This is a genomic window from Limosilactobacillus oris, from assembly GCF_025311495.1.
GTDB classification, from domain to species: domain Bacteria; phylum Bacillota; class Bacilli; order Lactobacillales; family Lactobacillaceae; genus Limosilactobacillus; species Limosilactobacillus oris_A.
The window spans coordinates 576,190-596,167 of record NZ_CP104398.1; the positions used below are offsets into that span (position 1 = coordinate 576,190).

Below are 19,978 nucleotides of genomic sequence, written 5' to 3' on the forward strand. Positions count from 1 at the left end.
ATTCCCCCCTCCGCCGAGGCTTTCAAGAAAAAGTTTAAGTGATTTTCACAATTTATTCACTATCTAGCCGTTCAAGGTCAATTACGCCCGTTAGCTGACGGGCCCGGTGGTCGGCAGTAAAGTAAAGGACCTGGTTATGGCGGGCTAATCGGGTCAAAATCGCGAGTACCCGCTCCTTGCGTAGATAGTCAAAGTTGACAAAGCCATCATCAATAATAATCGGCAGGGAGACCTGGTCACTCATCACGCTGATAAAGCCCAAACGCAGCGCAACATAAAGCTGTTCGGCGGTCCCAGTCGACAGCTCTTCGACCGCAAACCGCTCCTGCCCAGCGGTCAACACCGCGACGCCTTCTTCATTAAGCAAAATCTTGGTATACCGCTGGTTCGTTAAGGTCGCAAAAAACTCCTCCGCGGCCTTAATGATGGCCGGGTACCGGTCCGCGGAAGCTAAAATCAGTGCCTGGTTGATCCACTGGGCCGTCAGCTGGTAGGTCGTCCACCGCCGAGCCTCCTGCCAAATCCGGGCCGCAAGGTTGGCCGCCCGCTGTTCTAGTTCTGGCAGGGTCCCGTCAGCTGCCAGCCCCCGAATTTCCACCTCCGCGGCCTGCTCCTGCCGGTGCGCCGCTTCTAAGGTTGCCTGTTCACGGGCCACCCTATCGCTCAGCCGCTCCCGCTCTCGTTTTAGCGCCGCCTCATCCGTAAAGCGCGCAAGTGCTGCCTTGTCCTCATCCGCCAGCTGCTGGTCATATACCGCCGTGGTAACTTGCTGCTGGTGGGCCCGGGTCCGCTGCTGGAGGAAGCGGTCAAAATCCACGTCACTATTGACACCAGCCGACTGGTAGATAGCCCACTTATCATTCTGTACCTCCCGGAGCTGGCTTTTTAGGGCCGTTAGTTGCCGCTGGGCCCGTTCTAGCTGCTGGCGGATAGCTTGCCAGGACCGCCACTGGTCGGCCCGGCGATTTTCCCAAGCGAGCAGGTTGCGGGCCAATTCCCCGGCGTGCTCCCCACTGACTTTACCAGCCAGCCGCCGCTTGATAGTCAGCAACTGTTCATGGCTCTGGCCTGCCCCTAACGCGGAGTCTGCCAACTGGTTACTGAGTTCAGCATAGCGATGAAGGTCCGCCTGCATGGTCAGCCACTGGTCTGGTGAAAAGCTGCTGAGCCCGTGAGCCCGGCCAAAAGATGCTAAGGCCGCGTCCCGCCGCGCTAACTGTTGTTTTTCCTGCCGGTAGCTGTAGTAGCCCCAACCGCCAGCTGCGATTACCAAGAGCAGGCCGAGGTTGCGCAAACCACCATGCTGGCTGGCCAAGCCGAATAGGCAGAGCAGGCCGCCAAACGCCAGCAAAGCTAAAATGACCCCCTGGTTAGCTAGCTGCGCCGGGGCTTTCCTGAGCTGCTCCAACTGGGTCAGTTCCCGTTCGCTCAGCGGCTGGGGGGGTACCTGTCCATACCGCTCCTGCAACTGCTTTTTCTCCTGGGCTCGGTGTTCCTGGAAGCGTCCCTGCTGGCGTTGCTGGGCATCCCGAGCAGCTAGTTGGAGCAGTTGGCCCCGCATTTCCTGGTACTCTGCCAGGTGGTCATGGTAGTCATTCAACTGGGCCTGGTCAAACTGGCTGAGCCGACCGTTGAGCTGGGCCAGTTCAGCTTCCTGACTTTTGATTTGCCGCCGCAGCTCCTGCTCCTGGATACCGAGCCGATCGGCTGCTGCCACTTGTTCATCGCTGATTAGCTCAGCCCGCGAACTATCCTGGCCCTGCCGCCACTGCTGAAAGACAGGCCAGAGACGGGCCAAGCGTTCCAAATCATTTTGGCGGGCTTGATCTTTTTTCAGCTCTGCCTGCCCAGTCTTCATCTGCTCTTGGGCCGCTCCGCGAGTCTTCAACAGACGCTGGTAGTCATCATACTTGCCCCGCGCCTGCTGAATCCGTTGCTGTAAATCCTGGTACTCGGTAAGGTGTTGGTTGAGCGTCGGCTTGCGTCCCCGGGGTTTGAAGACTTCATCCCCCTTTTTGAGCAATTCCGCGACCAATTGGCGCCACTCACCACTATCGACCGCCCCGACCTGCTGTAATTGCCGTTGCACATCTTCCCGGCTAAGGTCACCGATCCTGGCGAGGTCCGCTTGCCGAATACCAAAGATTGCCTGGTAGAGCTCCAGGTCAACGTTCCCCAAGAGGGCCGCTAACTTCTCCTGGCCAAATTGCTGGCCCCGCTGGTCGGTGACGGTTACCCTGCCGCCGTCGCGCCCCGCCGTCCGGGTAATCCGGTACTGCTGACCGTCAGCTTCCACCAGCAGGCTGCCGCCATATGCCGCGGTCGTTCGCGGTCGGTACTGCTGAAATCGGTTTTTCCCCTTCGCGTTGGCAAAACCAAATAAAATGCTGCGGATAAAGACGGCGAGCGTCGTTTTCCCGGCCTCGTTTTCACCATAAATCACCTGCGGGTTTGCCGCCAAGGAAAAATCCTGGTCGACCCACTTTCCAAAACCATCAATGTGAACACTTTTAATTCTCATCCTGCTTCTCCCGTTCACTAATCAAGGCCGCCGCCCATTGCTCAAATTCCGCCAAGTTTTGGTGGTCAGCAAACTGGTCATAGAGTGGCTGGTGCTTAACCAGCGGTTTGATCACCGCCGCCAGGTTCTCCGTCGTGAAAACCGCCTGCTTGGCCTGGGCCCAGTAGCGCTGGTCCAAGGATGGCAAGTGCGGTTCCCCTTGCCGCGTGGCCAAGGTCAGCTGGTAAGGCCACCACTCAATTGTTTCTTCCATCCGCAAACGACTTTGCAGGTGAGTAAGCAGGCTGCCGTTCTCCACTAGCAGCCGCCACTGCTGCCTGCTTGCTGTTACCTGAACCGCACAAAGCTGCAGGTGGCCGACCGCGTTGCTGGTGGCCGCACTGGTAATTGCCCGGTCAACTGCCGCTTCCGTTTGACAAGCGTCAAGGTCAACGCTCACTGTCCGCCAGCCGATGCCAGCAACCGGTTTGAACTCCGGAATCAGTCTGGAACCCTCGCTGTGAACCAGGTAGTAGCCATGACTGCCAGCCTCATTTTTATGCCGCCCCTGGGGATTTCCACTATACGCAATCGGCGGTGTGGTAGCCAGCTCCTGGTGCTTGTGGATATGGCCTAGTGCCCAGTAGTCATAGTGCTTGCTCTCTAACTCATCCACCGTAAAGGGGGCGTAATGGTTGTCGGCCCCTGCCTGGTATGGTGCGCCATGCAAGAGCCCGATTTGCCAGTCAACGGCACCTTTTACCGGGTATTTTCTCGCGACATCCGTGCTGATCCACCGCTGTCCGTAACTAAAACCGGTTATAGCGACCTGTTCACCGGTTGCTAGTGTAAGGGCGGCCGTTGTGACCTGGTTGCCCAAAACATGGGTATTCGCCGGGAAGGATTGGTTGGCAGCGGTCACCTGCTGAAAGTCATGGTTGCCATAGCACATGAAAACCGGAATGTGCTGCTGATCCAACCGGGTCAGCTGTTCGTTGAAAAAGTCAACGGCCGCAATGCTTTTCCCTTCACCATCGTAAATATCGCCCGCAATCACGACAAAATCGACCCGTTCCGCAATCGCGGCGTCGACGATCCTACGCAAGGCGGCAAAAGTGGAGTCATAAACCTGCCGCCACAGCTGACTAGGCATCTCGGTCAATCCTTGGAAGGGACTGGCAAGGTGTAAATCTGCCGTATGAATAAACTTCACCATCTTCACCCCATTCTTCACTGAACAATACAAAAGCCCCCACCGTTCTAGCAAAGCCGAACGCTGGAGGCCAAGTAGTATCATGAGCCGGGAAAACTTTCCAAGCCCACTTACTAGCGGGTCCTGCTAGTTATTTTCGTTAGACTGCGGCATGATTTCACTGTACAGATCCTGAATTGGGCTGGTAATCGTCTTGTTCAGCTGTTGCAGCATCTGGTCGATTTGCCGTTCTTGGTTCATCAAGTTTTGCACTGCCTGCTTGCCGCTGATTTCCTTAGCCAGGGTCTGGATAGCCTTGATTTCGTCTTCGCTTGGCTGTTGACCCTTCATCTGCTTTTGCTGTGCTTCGGCCTGCATCTGTTGGAACTTCTTGAATGAAGCAAAGGCTTCGCTATCCGCCTTCAGTTCGTCTAAGGCCTTCTTCAAGCCTTGGTATTCTTGCGTTTCAACTAATTGCCGGCTCATGTCATTCGCCGTGTCATAAATATTTATAACCATCTTCGATAACTCCTTTTCGGTTCATTATTATAAATTGTATCATGTTTTGCCTAGTGGTGAAACGGCGGGGCTAAAAGAGGGACTTAACGTTGTTCCAGAACTGGCTGGCCTTGTCGCCGATATTGTTGACCGATTGGTTGAACCGGTTCATCAGGGCGTTGTCCCCACCATTAAAGAAGGACTTCCACCCCGACGTGTTTTTGACCCGCTTGTTGGCCCGGATCTGGGCGTCCTGGACCGTAAACCTGGTTCCCGGTGTATTCGCCAGAATCCCGGACATTTCATTCTTAAAGAGGCCGTTGATATTTCGCTCGGAAATATCGTTCAGCACATGACTTGAATTGGTATCATCATAACCTTCCCAGGTGGCGACCACCACGTCAGGAGTGTAGCCAACGATCCACTTATCACGGTCATTGGACTCGTCACCCTTGACCCCAGAATTAGTCGTCCCGGTCTTTCCAGCTAGGGTATATCCTGCCGGCTTGGCGGTTTCCCCGGTTCCGTGCTCGTACACCCCGATCAGCATACTGGTCATCTCACGGGCCGTCTTGCTGGAGATGACGTGTTTGACCTTGGAACCCTTATTCTGGGCGACGACCTTTCCCGAAGCATCCTCAATCTTAGTGATGTAGTACGGGGTCGGCATCTGCCCGTCATTATCAAAGGTCGCGTACGCGCGGGCAATTTGCTGGGGCGAGACCCCCTTAGTCATCCCACCGAGGGCCAGGGCCAGGTTTTTATCGCCCTTCTCTACCGGCAGGCCGAATTTTTCCGCCATCTTGTAGCCCTGGTTGACCCCAATCTTATTGAGTAGCCAGACCGCCGGGGCGTTCAAACTCTCGTACAGGGCCTTGTACATCGGCACTTTGCCACTATACGTATCATCGTAGTTCTTCGGCGTGTAGTTGTTAGTCCCGTATGACTGCTTCTTGTCCTGGAGCTCCGAATCATAGAAATAACCGTGTTCCAATGCCGGCGCGTAGACAACGATTGGTTTGATTGTTGACCCCGGCTGCCGGCGCATCTGGGTAGCCCGGTTGAAGCCCCGGAAAACGTGCTTGCCCCGGCCACCAACGACCGCGGTCACACCCCCTGTTTTCGGGTTCATCGCAATCGACGCTGACTGCACCATCGTCCCATCGGCAGAGTCATCAGGGAAATTATTGTCATTATCATAGGTATCCTGCATTGATTGCTGCTGATCCTGGTCCAGGGTCGTGTAGATTTTGTAGCCATCGTTCATGATCGACTTTTCAGAAATGTTATACCGGCTGGCCGCCTCAGAAATCACCGCGTCAAAAAAGTAGGGGTACTTGTAGCTGTCATTAGCCACGTAGCCGCTATTGATTCCCAGGGACGTTTTCTTATAGGCGTTTGCGTCTGACTGGCTGAGCTTTTTATTCTCTACCATCAGCTGTAAGACCATGTTCCGCCGTTCCCGCGTTGCTTCCGGGTGGTCGATCGGGTCGTAAATTCCCGGCGAGGTCAGCATCCCCGCCAGAGTGGCTGCTTGGGGAACCGTCAGCTGGCTAGCATTGACGTCAAAGTACCGCCGGGCCGCGTCCTGGACCCCCCAGACCCCGTGGCCGAAGTAGGCATTGTTGAGGTACATGGTCAGAATCTCGTTTTTGGAATACTGGTTCTCGACCTCGATCGCAATAAAAATTTCCCGGGCCTTTCGCGAGAAGGTCTGCTGCTGGGTCAAAAAGGCATTTTTGACTAGCTGCTGGGTCAGAGTACTCCCCCCACCAGAAATGTAATCACGGTGGAGAACCTTATTCTTGACTAGCAGGAAGGCTGCCCGACCCAAGCCCTTTACCGAGAAGCCGTGCTCATGGTAAAAATTCCGGTCCTCAGTCGACAGTACCGCGTCAGGAACACTTGACGAGATGTTATTCAGCTTCACGTAGGTTCCCTTTTGCGAGTACAGACTGCCGGCCGACTGCTTCTTATTATCGTAAATCATCGTCGGCCGTGACAGGCGGTTTTGCAGGTTCTTGACGTCCGAAGTCTTCGCCACGAAGGTCAAGTGGATGCTCATCAGCAGGAAGAGGCTTAGGAAAACGACTATTAACCAACGGGTCAGCTGGTAGCGGTGCCAGACTTGTTTGAGTTTTTTCTTAAAACGCTGCCAGGCATCTTGCAAAAACGCCAGCAGCCGTTTGCCCACCTTCTTTAACCAGGCCACCAGGCGGTCCTTGGTAGAATTTGTTTGTGGCTCACGTTTCATTGTTTCTCTCCATTATCCGTTCATTTTAGAATGCAAACCATTTTAGCACACTTTCCACTGGTTGCTGCACTTTCGGCGATTTTTTTAGCAAGGCTTAACAAGTGCATATAAAAAACGGCTGGACTTGGAAACCAAATCCAGCCGTTTGCTAGTTTATTTCTACAATGAAGTCCGGTCAAGTTCTCCCTAACTACATCTCGTCCGGAGCCTTGATGTCCAGCATTGCCAGGGCATCCTTGAGGACGTGGCTAACGGCCTGGACAAGGGCTAAGCGGGCCGGTTGGCCTTCGTCGTCCTGGAGAATCCGGTTGTGGGCGTAGTACTGGTTAAACTTCTTGGACAACTCCAGAGCGTACTTGGCGATTACGGACGGGTCGTAGTTGACCGCAGCCCGTTCCACCACGTCACTGTACTGGCCCAGGAAGCTCAGGATGTCCCAGGCAGCGTCCCCAACAGTCGTCAGGTCAACATTGCTGAAGTCACGTAAGCCACCCTTGCGGAGGATGCTCTCAGCACGGGCCCGGGCATATTGAACGTACGGGCCGGTTTCCCCTTCAAACTTAACCACATCTTCCAGCTTGAAGTTAACTGCGTTCCGCCGGTCGTTTTTGAGGTCGTGGAAGATGACGGCGCCGACACCGACCTGCTTAGCCACCTCATCGGCGTTTGGCAGATCCGGATTCTTTTCGGCAATCTGTTGGCGGGCCAGCTTGATGGAGTCGTTCAAGACGTCCTCCAGGTTGACTACGTTCCCCTTCCGCGTTGACATCTTTTGCCCGTTCAGGTTCATCAGGCCAAAGGAGATGTGTTCCAGTTGGTCCCACCAAGTGAAGCCCATTTCCTTGAGAACCGCCTTGAGCTGCTTATAGTAGTTTTCCTGTTCGGCACCAACGACGTACAAGGACTTGGCATGACCAAACATCCGCTTCCGGTAGAGGGCCGTCGCCAGGTCCCGGGTGATGTAGGTGGTCGTCCCGTTGCTCTTGATAATCAGCGGTGGCGTCAACTTGTAGGCGTCCAGGTCGACAATTTGGGCGCCCCGGCTGGCCTTGAGCAGGTGCTTGTCCTTCAACAGCTGAATTGGGTCATCCATCTTTTGGGCCGAGAAGGCTTCCCCGTTAAAGGAGTCAAAGTGGACGTCCAGCATATCGTAAACCTTTTGGAACCGTTCAATGGAAATTTGGCGGAACCAGTGCCACAGGCGCCAGGCTTCCTTGTCACCATGTTCAAGCTTGGCAAACCATTCCCGGCCAGCGTCAGTGTACTCCGGATGTTCTTCGGCTTCGGTGTTGATGCGGACGTAGTACTTCAGCAGGGTGTTGATTGGGTCCTTTTTGACCTCTTCTTCGCTCCCCCACATCTTGTAGGCCGCCATCAGCTTCCCAAATTGGGTTCCCCAGTCACCCAGGTAGTCAATCCGAACTGGCGTGTAATTTTCCTTCTCCAGAATCCGGGCGATGGCTTCACCGATCATGGTCGAACGGAGGTGGCCCATCCCCATTGGCTTGGCAATGTTCGGTGATGAGTAGTCAATCGTCACGTTGGCCCCGTGACCGAGGTCCTTCTTACCATAACCAGCCGGGTCAGCCAAAATCGCCTTGATAATCTCCGCCCCAACCTGGGCCTTGTCCAGGAAGAAGTTGATGTAAGGACCAGCGACAACGACCTTTTCAAAGCCGGTCTGGTCAATCTTTTCCACCAGGTCCGCCGCAATCATCTGCGGAGCCTTGTGCAGCGTCTTAGCTAGGAAGAAGGTTGGGAAAGCGTAGTCCCCGTTGTTGGCATCCTTTGGCCGTTCAATCTTGTCAACAATTTCTTCTAATGATAAGTCTGGCAGGGCAGCAGCAACTGCCGATGCTACTCGTTGTTTTTCGTCCATTCGATTTCCTCCTCAAATAAAAAGTCTCCAGTATGAAAAAACATACTAGAGACGAGATTTCCCGCGGTACCACTCTAATTGAATTGGCTTCCACTCTTTAAAAGACTAATTTAGCTGTCCTGACGCGCACGCCTTCACTGAAACCACTCCCCCAACTCACACCAAATTTGGGGTCGCTGCATAGTGGTCATCCGTTACTACTCACGCCAGCTTTTACAGTCATTTATTATAGCAAAGATTCGTGTAAATACAAGCGACAAAAAAAGCCAAGTGAAATTCACTTGACTCTCAACTAAGCGGGTAACGAGAATCGAACTCGCGACGCAACCTTGGGAAGGTTAAGTTTTACCACTAAACTATACCCGCATAACTAACTTAATCATTAACACTAAGTTAGTATACACCAATTAGTCTTTCTTGTCAGCCTTTTTTGTGGTTTTTTTCCGCTTAGCTGGCTTTTTCTTGGTATCCTTGCTTTCGTCCGCATCGTCAGCGTCGTTATCTTCCCGTGGGACAGCTTTGATTATCTTGGCTTCATCCTGCCGAATCACAGCTCGGCCATTCAACTCATTGACGCCGCTCTTGTCAGCTGGATCAAAATCATTAATCGAAACCATTACAGAATTATTGTAAACTTTCTCCACTACTCCCTGGAAGTCGTGATCCATCGGCCCAAACTTCTTGCAGCCAACAACATCACCGATTTCAAAATCAGCCATAGTTTTCACCTCGCTAATAATTTCCAATGGGATAACAGGAAACACTTTACACTTTTTTTAATCCTTTTTCAAGTCTAACGACCGGTTGGTCACTGCCCAGCATTAATGGTAAAATCATCGTAGAAAGGAATTACTGTTATGATAAAACCAATTGCTGAAGTGATGGTCGTGATCTTAATCATCGCTACCATTGGAGGAAACCACTCCAAAAAGGAAAAGCACGTTGCCGACTGGCTCGGCATTGCACGGATTGCCTACTTCATCCTGCTAACCCTCTCCGTTATCAAGCTGATTACTAATTATCCGGTTGTCCTCATCACCAATATTCTCTGGCTGCTCTACCTAATTATCGTCTACATTTACCTTGAAAACACCTTCCGCCTCAAACGGGAGACGTTTGGCAACCCCCTGCGGACCACTGGGGTTACGATTGCCCTGATCATTGCAATGATCGTAATTATCGTCTTTTTTTAGCATTTTTCTTCATTAAAAGGTAAAAGAGGCTGTGACGTAAATATTATTACTTAGATAAAAGACGAACAGCGCAGTACACAAAGGGGCTTCAGTGCTCGGCAAAGCCGAACTCTGAAGCCCTCTTTCTGTTTGCGGGGGCGTGAAGACGAAGTCATAAATGACTTCTGTCACGCTCCCTTTTTCAATGAAAATTAATTAGTGTTCTTCAACTTCGTCCGGGTGCGCTAATTCGTAGCGGTGTTCCGTCCAGAAGTAGAAGGTAATCAGTGCAAAGCAGATTGCTGGCACGATGAATGACAGCTGCATCGAACCAGAAAGGTCGGAAACCCGGCCCTGGATAGTTGGCACGATGGCACCACCGATCAAGGACATCACGATGAAGGCCCCACCCATGGCAGTGTGCTTCTTTTCGTGAATTTGGTCCAAAGTGTGGGCGTAAATCGTTGGCCATTCTGGGCCAAAGAAGAAACTCGTGGCAATTGCCGCCACAACCGCCGTCATGTTTGGCACGGTAAAGGTAATTACCAGAGAAACCGTTCCGAGCAGTGAGAACCAGGTCAGAACCTTGGTGATGGAGTAACGCTTCAGGAACCAGTTAGCAACCAGCTTACCGAAGAACCAGGCAACGTAACTGTAAATCATGAAGGTCGAAGCGTCGGCATCGGAAATGTGACTGTCAATCCGCAGGGCCAGCCGGATGGTGAATGACCATACCGTCGTCTGCATCCCGGCGTAGATGAATTGGCAAAGAACCCCCTTCATGTAACGCTTGTTGTGTGACAGGTAGTGGAATGACTCCCGAATACTTGGCTGGTCTTCCTGGGCCTCTGCACCAGCTTCACCATTGGCACCGGTAGCCAGCGCCTTGGCCCGCGGCATCTTCGTCACTGCCAGGACGATGAAGATAATGATCAAGACAATCAAAATGTACTTGTACGGCCGCAAGGTCAACTGGAGCATGTGCTGGTTGAATGCTTCGGCCTCAGCCGCGCTCATTCCCTTGACCTTGTCCGCAATGTTACCACCTTCACCAAAGATCAGGTACTTCCCAAGGACGATCCCCGTAATGTCTCCCAGTGGAATCAGGACGTTGGCAATGTTCAACCGCATGTTGGCCTGGGCCTTTGGACCGAACATCGTAGCGTAGGTATCACAGGAAGTTTCCAGGAAACTCAAACCGATGGCGATGGCAAAGATGGCCGCCAGGAACATACTGTAGGTCGCCACGTGGGAAGCCGGGAAGAACATCCCACACCCGATAATGTAGAAGAGCAACCCGACTAAGATTGAGAGCTTGTAGGAGGTCTTCTTAATCAAAATCGATGCCGGGATGGCCATCAGGAAGTAACCACCATAAAAGGCACTCTGCACGAAGGCGGTCGCGGTATCGTTCAAAGTAAAGACGGTCTTAAACTGCGTAATTAAAATATCGTTTAGACTTGCTGCGGCACCCCAAAGTGGAAAAATCAAACATAAAATTACAAATTGGAAAATTGGGGTCCGGTTTAAGTAACCGTCAGGAAGCTGAATCCAGCTCTGTTTTCTTTCCTTATCCATTTTCTAACTCTCCTTGTTTAGAATGTAACGCCTGATTCGAGGATGATGTTGGAGTACGGAGTCATTTCCCCAGTCCGAATAAAGGCGTGGGTCTTAGAAAGGCTCTTCTTCAAATCGCTGTGGGGCATAAAGGCAATTTCCACGTCTGGCAAAGCAGCCTTAATGTTTTCCAGCTGCTGTGGATTTTGGTCCTTAATCTCGTCTGCCAGGTAGATTTTTTGAACCTTGAGCTCCTTGAGGACGTTTTGCAAAACATCCATGAAACTCGGCAGTTCCTTGTCGACACAGAGGTCGATCTTCTTGGTGTCGGCCGGCACCGGCATTCCGGCGTCACCGATTGACAACCAGTCCATGTGGCCCATGCCAGCAACGACGGCAGCAACTTCTGAATTTAAAATACCAGTTTTCTTCATTACTATTCTCCTATTCTTGCTTCAATGCTGCTTTAACGTCTTCACCGGTTGGGATTGACGGCATCGCACCCATCCGTTGCACGGTCAGGCTAGAAGCCCGCTGTGCGTAGCGGAGTGAATCCTCCACGTTGGTCAGGTCCTTTTCCAGTTGAGAACACAGGGCACCGATGAAAGTGTCACCGGCAGCGGTCGTGTCAACCGCCTTGACCTTGAAGGCGGGAACCAGCCCATGGTCGTCTGGGGTAGCGTAAAAGACACCCCGGTCACCTAAGGTAATTAGCAGGTGCTTAACCCCGCGTTCACGGAAGTAGTCCGCACTCTTGAGCATTGAATCTTCATCCGTGAGTTCAATCCCCGTCAGCAATGCACATTCGGTTTCATTCGGTGCAATCACGTCCGTGTACTGAAGCAGTTCCGGCATAATTTCGTGAGCTGGTGCGGGGTTCAAAACCGTGGTGACCCCCTGTTTCTTTGCCTGCTTGAACAAATCCAGGGCCACTGCCTGCGGTGTTTCAAACTGGGCAATCAGGAAGTCCGTGTGCGCAAGCAGCTCAGACAGGTCACCAAATTCACCTGGCTGCATCGCCTGGTTGGCACCACCATAGACCATGATGTCATTTTGACCATTGGCGTCCAGGGTAATGGCCGCGCTCCCCGTTCCATGATACTTGTCGATGTTGATGTGACTAGTATCAATATCATTTTCCTTCAGTGCTTCCAGCATGTACTGGCCTTCGTTATCGGAACCCACGGCCCCGACGAATGCAGTTTGCGCACCGGAACGGGCGGCAGCTACGGCTTGATTAGCCCCTTTGCCACCGGGAGCTGAACTCTTACTCTGCGCAGCGATTGTTTCACCGGGCTGCGGGAAACGGTTCACGTGATAGGTAGTATCCACATTGATACTGCCCAGAACCACGACATGGTTAACCATCTTTTAGTCCTCCATTTCAAACAAAAAATAATCTAACGTTTCATAAAAACGTTTTCAAGATGACTTTTGTATAGTAACGCGTATTAAAACGTTTTACAAGCCTAAAGATAGCCAAACACATAAATTCACAAAGTTTTAGGTAAATCGTTTTATCACCCGTGCCCGCCATTTTCCTGATTTAAATTACAAATAAAATAATTTGTGAAATTTAAACTTTTTTGATTGCTGTTAAAAACACAACCGGCCCGTAGCACCCTGATTGGGGATACTACGAGCCGGTAAAAGCCAACTGATTCTAATTTTAATGGTTTTCGTTGTAATAACTGTCTTCGAGTCGTTTGAAGGAACCGGGTTCCACCTCTTCCAGGGCTGTCCCAATCTTTTCAAGACTCTTTGCGTATTCGTATTCACTAAACAACTGGCGCGCCTTCTGGGCAGCTTTTTCAACCGTTTCATCATTCGGGAAACGGTTGGCGTATTGCAGCAGTCGTTCCGTGAGCTCGACACTGTCCCGCAGGTCGTTTGTCTTAGTATGCAGGGTCTCCAAATCAGCTTCTACCATAATCAGCTGTTTGGTGACGTCGTCCATATCGACCTTGTATTGCCCCAAGGCCGCGGCTAGTTTCTTTATCTCGTCACTAACTCCCTTGAAGTAATCAAGGTAATCACTTGACAGCCCTGGCAGGTTAAGTTGCTCCACCTGGCGCTTAATGGTCCGAATATCGACCGAGTACCGTTGGAGCATTTTTTTGGCCCGTTGTTCATCAGTTTGGAGTTTAGCAACCTCATCGTTGATTTCCCGCTGTTTTTCCTCGACCGCGGTCAGCTCCTGCTGGTTCGCCTTTTGGCTTGCGAGGATCTGACTATACAGAGCTTGATCGTCCTTGATGGCCTGGGCATCACGCTGGTAGTCCTTGTCGATCGCCTTGATCCGTTCATCAAGCCGGCGGGCAGCCTCAATTTCATTATTATTGAACGTATAGCTAAGGTTGAGCCGCTTTAGTTCCTTTGTCAGCTCATCATTCTGCCGGCGGGCGTGACTGATGAATTCACCCATCACCTTCATTAAGTGCTGGGCTTCTGGCTTGGCATCCAATTCCTTTTGCATTATATCATACAAGTGGTCGATTTCGGTAGAAAGGTCCTGGTTAGACTGCTCGACCACATCCACTTGAAGGTCATTCAGCTGCTTAACGGTTTGCGTCAATTTTGCCTGCAACTGGTCAATTTTTTGTCCCAGCTTTTTCTCTGTAAAGTGATAATGCTGCTTGGTCAAGGTTTCGTAACCACTTCGCAATTCCGCCAGCTGATCCGGAAATTCAGCCACCAGCGGTTTGTAAAGTTGGGGAACCTTTTTGAGCAAGTCGTCAAATTCCTGGTTATCAGTCTGGAGGTCGGTTAGGATTTCCTGGGCGGCTTCTAAATCGCCCTTGGTCGTCAGGTCGGTAAATTTAGCATAGCGGTCCTCTAAGTCAGCCAAGCGTTCATTCAACTGGTCAGTCGTCTCGCCGTACTCAAAACTCTTATCATCAAGCTGTTGGTGGTACTGCTGGTAACGCTGCTTCAGCTGGTCAACGGCTTCGTGGTGGTTCTCTTCTTGTTGATGGAGGGTCCGCAACTGCTTTTGCAAGCGGTCAGCCTGCTTACTGGCCTTTTCGATTGCCTCACGGTAGTCGCTAATCGCCGAATTAATCGTTACTAACTGGCTAGTCTTAACAGCTGCCTGGAGGTCCTCGCCCTGCTTATTCAGCCGCTTAATGGCGGGGGCCAATTGATCGTATTCCTTTTGCAACTTTGCCAGCTGGTCGCGGGCATCCCCCACCAGCTGCATTTGCTGCGCCTTCTTCAGGTTAGCCGCCAGTGGTTGCTTACTAAGGTGCGCACTGACCGCCTGTAATTCACTAATTTGCTGAATTGCCCGTCGTTGGAACCACACGATTCCTAACAGCAGTAACAAAACAATCACTAAAATTGCAATTAAAATTTGAAACATCATTACCCCACCTAATTATTCAACCAGTTGACAATCACTGCCAGTGGTATATTCTAGGTAAAATTATACCATAGTACCGCCTGCTTGCCGGTGCTTATCTGAAAGAAGGGTGAATTCACCATGAAGAATGACCAATTACTGCTTAGCCAGCTGACAAGCCTCCTTGCGGGCGAACCTTCCCCGCTGGCAATCCTCGCCAACGCCAGCGCGCTGATCAACCAATCTGTAAGCCAGCTCAACTGGGCCGGGTTTTACCTCTATGACCAGGCAAACAATGAACTGGTCCTCGGCCCCTTCCAAGGACAGGTCGCCTGTATGCACATCAAAATGGGAACCGGAGTTTGTGGAATAGCGGCCCAAACTCAGACAACGCAGGTGGTCGCTGATGTCAGCCAATACCCCGGCTACATCTCCTGCGACGCTGCAGCAAGGTCAGAGTTGGTCGTCCCCCTTGTCAAATCGAATGGCGAGCTTTATGGGGTCCTAGACCTTGACGCTCCGGTACTGGACCGCTTCGACGACCAGCTGGTTGCCTGCATGACCGCCGCGGCCGCGATTATTATGAAAGCCATTGACGAGGCAGCGTAAATCATGGTATTCTATACCTTGTGTAAAATAATGCAGCAGTGAGGGGCAAGCTCGTCAACAGACTGGTGCCGCAAGGTGTTTTTAGTAACCCAGCTGCAAGGGTGAAAAATTCAAATCAGCCTGCACGAATGTCAAGCTCACAATCGGATTATTTTACTCCAAGAAAAAATATTGGAGGAATTCATTTATGTCTCGTTATACTGGTCCAAGCTGGCGTGTATCACGTCGTCTTGGCGTTTCACTTTCTGGTACTGGTAAGGAATTAGCACGTCGTCCATACGCTCCTGGTGACCACGGTCGTGACCGCCATGGTAAGCTTTCCGAATATGGTACGCAACTGCGGGAAAAGCAAAAGCTGCGTTTCATGTACGGCATGACTGAACGGCAATTCGCTAACCTCTTCGTTCGTGCCGGCAAGATCAAGGAAGGTACCCACGGTGCTAACTTCATGGCATTGTTGGAACGCCGTCTGGACAACATGGTTTACCGTCTCGGTTTGGCTACTACCCGTCGTCAAGCTCGTCAACTGGTTAACCACGGTCACATTACTGTTGATGGCAAGCGCGTTGACATCCCTTCATACGAAGTTGATGTTAACCAGGTTATCGGTGTTCGCGAAAAGTCCAAGAACCTGGACATCATCAAGAACGCTGTTGATGCCGTTGTTTCCCGTCCTTCATACGTTGACTTTGATGCCGACAAGCTGGAAGGTAAGCTGAACCGCATCCCTGCCCGTGAAGACATGGACGCTGACATCGACGAAGCTCTGATCGTTGAATTCTACAACAAGTAGTCAAGATTACTTGTTCAAATAAAAACCGTCTGCGATTTGCAGGCGGTTTTTATTTAACGCCGTTTGTAAAATTAAGTTAGAAAAATAAAAAAGCCATTTGTGATAGACTTTTGAATAACCACAAACAAAAGTAAAGGAACATCACAAATGACTTATAAACATCTTACCACACGTGAACTAACCCTCATAGCTAATTTTTGGCACCAAGGTACGAAGGCTTATCAAGCTGCTAAACTGCTTAAACGAAGCCAAGAAACTATTTACCGAGTCTATCGATTTCTTGATAGCGGTAAGACCATTGCACAGTATCTTAAGGCTTACCAACGGAATAAGCAGCGTTGTGGTCGTAAGCAGGCTCAGCTAGCCAAAGATGAGATCAGCTACATCAATGAGCAGGTTAAAGCGGGCTGGACACCTGATACGATCATTGGTCGAGCAGAACGGACAATTAGCTGTAGTATGCGGACACTTTATCGGATGTTTGCTCGTGGACAGTACAATTTTGCCGTCCAGCAATTACCGATGAAAGGCAAGCGACACCCCAATGGCTATGTCGAACGACGTGGTAAGGCGGGGCATCTCGGTCGGAGTATTTACCAGCGATACCATGATTTTCCTCACTACCAACACGAGTTTGGTCACTTTGAAGCTGATACTGTTCAAGGAAAAGCTCATCGTGGTGCGGTCATGACCTTGGTGGAACGTCAATCTAAGGTGATGATTGTGCTTAACGTTCATCGTAAAACTGATGAAGCAGTTAACTATCACTTGGATAAATGGCTTTCTAAAATGCCTCGTCATTTCGTTAAGTCGATTACCTTTGATAATGGTAAGGAATTCGCGGGCTGGCGTGAGATTGCCAATAAACATGACCTTCATACTTATTTTGCGGAGGTTGGAGCGCTCAATCAACGCGGCCTGAATGAAAACAATAATGGTATCTTACGTCGTGACGGTCTCAGTAAACGATTAGACTTCCGTAATTTACCAGATGAACTAATCACCCAGCTGATGCACAAACGAAATACTATTCCACGGAAGTCACTTCACTACCGCACACCACTTGAAGTATTCCTAAGTCACGTCACAGATGAACAGCTTTCAACATTTTTCTAATTTAAATTGACATTTCGGGTCATAAGAAGAGAGTGGGAATTAACTCAACCTCTTTAATATTTTAAAGTTAGTAATGCCTCAGCGCAGTAGCTGGCTGGCAGTTCAAACGCTGATAAATCAGCGTTTAACTAACCCCAAATAGGCTTGCTACGCGGCGTAGCCATCCTTGCGGAGGTTCGAAGACAAACACCCCAAATCAGCTTGCTAGCCGATTTGGGGTGTTTTTTCTCACTCTCTTTTTATCATTTACTATTCAAAGACTAAGCGCTGCTGAGCAAGTGAAGGAACAAAGCTAACGTCATCCAGCCCCAAATCAGCCGAGTCAGTGCTGCTGTCATCAGTGGCCGTCCCTTCATCAAACGGATTATCCGAATTGTCCACGTCGTCCATAGTATCCAAGAGCTTTCCAATGTCATTGAGGCTGCCCAGTCCTGCGGTTTATTCGGCTCCTTACTCCCCCCGGTAAAAGAGGAAGTACTTTTCGCCCGTTCCGACGGTCATTTTTCTCCAACCGGGGGCCAGTTCGTTTTCTTTACTGTAAGTGCCATTTCCGTAAAGATCCTTAGTGAAGTCCTTAATGTCACTTTGCGAGTAACCCGCCTCCTTGAAGAGGGCGGATTGGTACTGAAGATACCATTTCCCCTTATGCTTTACCGCTTGCATTGGGATTTTCGCCTCAGTCAAGTAATCCTTATACAGTTTACTATTCATTAAGTTCTTCGCTTCCAAAGCCGTACTGTCCTTATCAGCAAGCTCACTGATGACTTGATTGTTCCTATCAAGCGCCTTTGTCAACCGCTTGATCGCCCGGCCAGTATCAGTTGTAGAAACATACTGAAGGTAACCTAATTTCTTGTTCTTACCATCTTTTTCAATCACGATTTTGACATTTTTCTTACCATCAATGTAACCGTAATAGGTCCCGCTGACCCGTGGATGAGCAACCCACACCGCTAGCAGGATGGCAAAAAGGACGACCAGCCCGCTAATAATGCCAAGTTTAGCGTGGCTTTTTAGCCACATTCCAAAGTTCTGTCTACTATTTTCATTATCTGCTTTTGCCAATTGCGTTATCCGCCTATAATCGTTTCTCCTTAGTGAACTGATTATGGAGGGTTCTTGATTTGAATCATATTTTAGATAGCACCTTTTTGCTATCAATTGATAATCAAAAGTCTAACAAAAAGGAGTGGACCAGCCCGAACTCCACTCCTGTCGCCGCGCAGCCAGCCACTGCTTTGCGGCATTACTAGCTTTAAAATAGCAAAGAGGCCGGTCAGCCAGCCTCTTCACTCCGTCTATCTACTATTCATCCAGGTACTGCTTTGCGGCAGCGATAATATCTTTCAGCCCCTTCTTGGCATCCGCGAAGAACATCCGGGCCTGGTCATCACTGAACAGTGGGTTAGCAATCCCAGCATAGCCAGGGTGCATCGACCGCTTGATAATGACAACTGACTTGGACTTATCCACGTCCAGAATCGGCATCCCGGAAATAGCATTGCCGGACTTCCGGGCCATCGGGTTCGTAACGTCGTTCGCCCCGATAACCAGGGAAACATCGGTGTTTTCAAACATCGAGTTGGCCTCATCCATCTGCTTCATCTCTTCATACGGGACGTTAACGTCCGCCAGCAGGACATTCATGTGCCCTGGCATCCGTCCGGCAACCGGGTGGATGGCGTAGTTAACGTTAATCCCGTGGTCGGTCAGCAATTTAGCCAGTTCAGCAACCTCGTGTTGTGCCTGAGCGGCAGCTAACCCATACCCAGGAACAATCATGACGTTGTGGGCATAAGCAAGCTGGAGGCCAATGTCATCGGCAGAGGTTTCCTTAACGTTGACCGGAACGTCATCGGCAGCCCCGGCATCGCTGGCACCGCCACCGAAACCACCGGCGAGGATGTTAGCAACGGACCGGTTCATCGCTTCCGCCATTTGCAAAGTCAGGATCGTCCCAGCGGCCCCAACTAAGGCCCCGGCAATAATCAGGACCTGGTGATCAATGACGAACCCGGCAAAGGCAACTGCTAGTCCGGTGAAGGCGTTCAGCAGGGAAACAACAACTGGCATATCGGCACCACCAATTGGCAAGGTCATTAAGAGACCGAAGACCAGGGCGGCGACTAATTCAAGAACCAGTGCCCAGTAATTTTGTGGGAAGCCAATCATCCAGACTGCACCGACAACCATGGCAATAATGGACAACGCGTTGCAAAGCCGACTGCCGGGGAAGATAATCGGCTTACCAGAAACGCGTCCGGCCAGCTTCCCGGTGGCAATCAGTGAACCAGAGAAAGTCGTCCCACCGATAATGACATCTAGGACAACCGGGATGGATAAAATTAGTGCCAAGTGCGTTCCGTTAGCAACTTGCAGGTAGTCAAAAATCCCAATCGTTGCCGCGGCACCACCACCAACGGCGTTAAAAAGGGAAACCAGCTGGGGAACGTCGGTCATCTTGACCTTGCGGGCCTTAACAACCCCATACAAGATTCCAAGGACCAGACCAGCGACCAGAGCAATCCAGCCAGCAGCAGTAATCTTGCCATCAGCGATAATGGTGACGACAATCATCACGACCGCCAACGCCATCCCCAAGCAGGAGAGCCCGTTCCCTTTCCGGGCAGTCTTTGGCGACCGCATCAGGTGAACACCGATGACGTAGCAGACAGCGGAAACCAGGTAAACTAATGATGAACAGGTTTGTAATCCAGTCATTATTGTTCACCCCCGTCCTGCTTAGTATCCTTAGCGGGTGCTTTTCCACCCCGCGGGCGGTCAAACATTCCCAGCATCCGGTCAGTCACCGTATAACCACCGGCAACGTTCACGGCCGCAAAGAAGGCACATAGGAAAGCCAAAATGTAGAAACCCCAACTGTTGGCTTCTGCGGCAACCACAAAGGCCCCCACGACAACGACCCCGTGAATTGCGTTTGCACCGGACATCATTGGCGTTTGCAAGGTTGCGGGAATCTTGCTCATCACTTCAAAGCCGACGAGGAGACTTAAAACAAAAATTGCTAAATTAGAATATAATTGCTCACTCATACAATCGCTCCCCTT

18 protein-coding genes and 1 tRNA gene are annotated in these 19,978 nt (G+C 50.9%); 4 read left to right on the forward strand and 15 right to left on the reverse strand.

Going from position 1 to position 19,978, the window contains the following annotated elements; all coding sequences use genetic code 11:
- Positions 1 to 52 precede the first annotated feature (52 nt).
- From N4599_RS03095 to N4599_RS03125, 7 genes are all read right to left on the reverse strand, one after another.
- Positions 53 to 2,521 carry an ATP-binding protein gene (locus N4599_RS03095; protein ID WP_260901903.1) on the reverse strand — a complete coding sequence of 823 codons (2,469 nt, stop codon included), beginning with the start codon at positions 2,519 to 2,521 and terminating at the stop codon, positions 53 to 55.
- Positions 2,511 to 3,716: a metallophosphoesterase family protein gene (locus tag N4599_RS03100; protein WP_260901905.1), complete on the reverse strand. Its 1,206-nt coding sequence runs from the start codon at positions 3,714 to 3,716 to the stop codon at positions 2,511 to 2,513. The genes N4599_RS03095 and N4599_RS03100 overlap by 11 nt, the downstream gene beginning before the upstream one ends.
- A gap of 123 nt (positions 3,717 to 3,839) precedes the next feature.
- Positions 3,840 to 4,211, reverse strand: a complete 372-nt coding sequence (locus tag N4599_RS03105; protein ID WP_260901907.1) for a YlbF family regulator — start codon at positions 4,209 to 4,211, stop codon at positions 3,840 to 3,842.
- Positions 4,212 to 4,281: 70 nt separating this feature from the next.
- Entirely contained in the window at positions 4,282 to 6,444 is a 2,163-nt protein-coding gene (locus tag N4599_RS03110; RefSeq protein WP_260901909.1) for a PBP1A family penicillin-binding protein, read from the reverse strand.
- A 190-nt stretch (positions 6,445 to 6,634) separates the two neighbouring features.
- A complete protein-coding gene (gene argS, locus N4599_RS03115; RefSeq protein WP_260901911.1) occupies positions 6,635 to 8,323 on the reverse strand; it encodes an arginine--tRNA ligase in 1,689 nt (562 codons plus the stop codon).
- 295 nt (positions 8,324 to 8,618) lie between these two features.
- Positions 8,619 to 8,689: transfer RNA gene (locus N4599_RS03120), tRNA-Gly, on the reverse strand.
- A gap of 41 nt (positions 8,690 to 8,730) precedes the next feature.
- Positions 8,731 to 9,042, reverse strand: a complete 312-nt coding sequence (locus N4599_RS03125; RefSeq protein WP_191363832.1) for a hypothetical protein — start codon at positions 9,040 to 9,042, stop codon at positions 8,731 to 8,733.
- A 138-nt stretch (positions 9,043 to 9,180) separates the two neighbouring features.
- Between N4599_RS03125 and N4599_RS03130 the strand changes: the two genes are divergently transcribed.
- Positions 9,181 to 9,516, forward strand: a complete 336-nt coding sequence (locus N4599_RS03130) for a hypothetical protein (RefSeq protein WP_191363831.1) — start codon at positions 9,181 to 9,183, stop codon at positions 9,514 to 9,516.
- A 195-nt stretch (positions 9,517 to 9,711) separates the two neighbouring features.
- On the opposite strand, the gene fucP is transcribed toward N4599_RS03130, so the two are convergent.
- The 4 genes from fucP to ezrA form a co-directional block, all read right to left on the reverse strand.
- Positions 9,712 to 11,073, reverse strand: a complete 1,362-nt coding sequence (gene fucP / locus N4599_RS03135) for an L-fucose:H+ symporter permease (RefSeq protein WP_260901914.1) — start codon at positions 11,071 to 11,073, stop codon at positions 9,712 to 9,714.
- A 17-nt stretch (positions 11,074 to 11,090) separates the two neighbouring features.
- Entirely contained in the window at positions 11,091 to 11,486 is a 396-nt protein-coding gene (gene rbsD / locus N4599_RS03140) for a D-ribose pyranase (protein WP_003715991.1), read from the reverse strand.
- A gap of 10 nt (positions 11,487 to 11,496) precedes the next feature.
- Positions 11,497 to 12,420 (reverse strand): ribokinase, encoded by a 924-nt coding sequence (gene rbsK / locus N4599_RS03145; protein ID WP_191363830.1) that lies wholly within the window; start codon positions 12,418 to 12,420, stop codon positions 11,497 to 11,499.
- Between the two features lie 301 nt (positions 12,421 to 12,721).
- The gene (ezrA, locus tag N4599_RS03150) at positions 12,722 to 14,416 is read right to left on the reverse strand and encodes a septation ring formation regulator EzrA (RefSeq protein ID WP_260901918.1); all 1,695 of its coding nucleotides are present in this window, start codon (positions 14,414 to 14,416) and stop codon (positions 12,722 to 12,724) included.
- Positions 14,417 to 14,533: 117 nt separating this feature from the next.
- On the opposite strand from ezrA, the gene N4599_RS03155 reads away from it, so the two are divergent.
- The 3 genes from N4599_RS03155 (at position 14,534) to N4599_RS03165 (ending at position 16,910) form a co-directional block, all read left to right on the forward strand.
- A complete protein-coding gene (locus N4599_RS03155; RefSeq protein WP_062812700.1) occupies positions 14,534 to 15,001 on the forward strand; it encodes a GAF domain-containing protein in 468 nt (155 codons plus the stop codon).
- Between the two features lie 187 nt (positions 15,002 to 15,188).
- On the forward strand, positions 15,189 to 15,794 hold the full coding sequence (gene rpsD / locus N4599_RS03160) for a 30S ribosomal protein S4 (RefSeq protein WP_003715925.1): 606 nt from the start codon (positions 15,189 to 15,191) through the stop codon (positions 15,792 to 15,794).
- 147 nt (positions 15,795 to 15,941) lie between these two features.
- Positions 15,942 to 16,910: an IS30 family transposase gene (locus tag N4599_RS03165; protein WP_260901922.1), complete on the forward strand. Its 969-nt coding sequence runs from the start codon at positions 15,942 to 15,944 to the stop codon at positions 16,908 to 16,910.
- A gap of 249 nt (positions 16,911 to 17,159) precedes the next feature.
- Here N4599_RS03165 and N4599_RS03170 read toward each other — a convergent pair whose 3' ends face one another.
- The 4 genes from N4599_RS03170 to N4599_RS03185 form a co-directional block, all read right to left on the reverse strand.
- Positions 17,160 to 17,309, reverse strand: a complete 150-nt coding sequence (locus tag N4599_RS03170) for a hypothetical protein (RefSeq protein ID WP_260901925.1) — start codon at positions 17,307 to 17,309, stop codon at positions 17,160 to 17,162.
- 51 nt (positions 17,310 to 17,360) lie between these two features.
- Positions 17,361 to 17,975 carry a hypothetical protein gene (locus tag N4599_RS03175; protein ID WP_260901927.1) on the reverse strand — a complete coding sequence of 205 codons (615 nt, stop codon included), beginning with the start codon at positions 17,973 to 17,975 and terminating at the stop codon, positions 17,361 to 17,363.
- Between the two features lie 240 nt (positions 17,976 to 18,215).
- Entirely contained in the window at positions 18,216 to 19,631 is a 1,416-nt protein-coding gene (locus N4599_RS03180; RefSeq protein ID WP_191363347.1) for an NAD(P)(+) transhydrogenase (Re/Si-specific) subunit beta, read from the reverse strand.
- Complete coding sequence (locus tag N4599_RS03185; protein WP_003715970.1) at positions 19,631 to 19,963, reverse strand: NAD(P) transhydrogenase subunit alpha part 2; 333 nt, start codon at positions 19,961 to 19,963, stop codon at positions 19,631 to 19,633. The genes N4599_RS03180 and N4599_RS03185 overlap by 1 nt, the downstream gene beginning before the upstream one ends.
- Between the last annotated feature and the right edge of the window lie 15 nt (positions 19,964 to 19,978).

Excerpts from the sequence above, each read along its gene's own strand:
- N4599_RS03125 (WP_191363832.1), bottom strand. The coding sequence starts at position 9,042 with ATGGCTGATTTTGAAATCGGTGATGTTGTTGGCTGCAAGAAGTTTGGG.
- argS (WP_260901911.1), bottom strand. The coding sequence starts at position 8,323 with ATGGACGAAAAACAACGAGTAGCATCGGCAGTTGCTGCTGCCCTGCCA.
- N4599_RS03155 (WP_062812700.1), top strand. The coding sequence starts at position 14,534 with ATGAAGAATGACCAATTACTGCTTAGCCAGCTGACAAGCCTCCTTGCG.
- N4599_RS03180 (WP_191363347.1), bottom strand. The coding sequence starts at position 19,631 with ATGACTGGATTACAAACCTGTTCATCATTAGTTTACCTGGTTTCCGCT.
- N4599_RS03165 (WP_260901922.1), top strand. The coding sequence starts at position 15,942 with ATGACTTATAAACATCTTACCACACGTGAACTAACCCTCATAGCTAAT.
- N4599_RS03110 (WP_260901909.1), bottom strand. The coding sequence starts at position 6,444 with ATGAAACGTGAGCCACAAACAAATTCTACCAAGGACCGCCTGGTGGCC.
- rbsD (WP_003715991.1), bottom strand. The coding sequence starts at position 11,486 with ATGAAGAAAACTGGTATTTTAAATTCAGAAGTTGCTGCCGTCGTTGCT.
- ezrA (WP_260901918.1), bottom strand. The coding sequence starts at position 14,416 with ATGATGTTTCAAATTTTAATTGCAATTTTAGTGATTGTTTTGTTACTG.
- fucP (WP_260901914.1), bottom strand. The coding sequence starts at position 11,073 with ATGGATAAGGAAAGAAAACAGAGCTGGATTCAGCTTCCTGACGGTTAC.
- N4599_RS03105 (WP_260901907.1), bottom strand. The coding sequence starts at position 4,211 with ATGGTTATAAATATTTATGACACGGCGAATGACATGAGCCGGCAATTA.
- N4599_RS03130 (WP_191363831.1), top strand. The coding sequence starts at position 9,181 with ATGATAAAACCAATTGCTGAAGTGATGGTCGTGATCTTAATCATCGCT.
- N4599_RS03100 (WP_260901905.1), bottom strand. The coding sequence starts at position 3,716 with ATGGTGAAGTTTATTCATACGGCAGATTTACACCTTGCCAGTCCCTTC.
- N4599_RS03185 (WP_003715970.1), bottom strand. The coding sequence starts at position 19,963 with ATGAGTGAGCAATTATATTCTAATTTAGCAATTTTTGTTTTAAGTCTC.
- rbsK (WP_191363830.1), bottom strand. The coding sequence starts at position 12,420 with ATGGTTAACCATGTCGTGGTTCTGGGCAGTATCAATGTGGATACTACC.
- N4599_RS03095 (WP_260901903.1), bottom strand. The coding sequence starts at position 2,521 with ATGAGAATTAAAAGTGTTCACATTGATGGTTTTGGAAAGTGGGTCGAC.
- rpsD (WP_003715925.1), top strand. The coding sequence starts at position 15,189 with ATGTCTCGTTATACTGGTCCAAGCTGGCGTGTATCACGTCGTCTTGGC.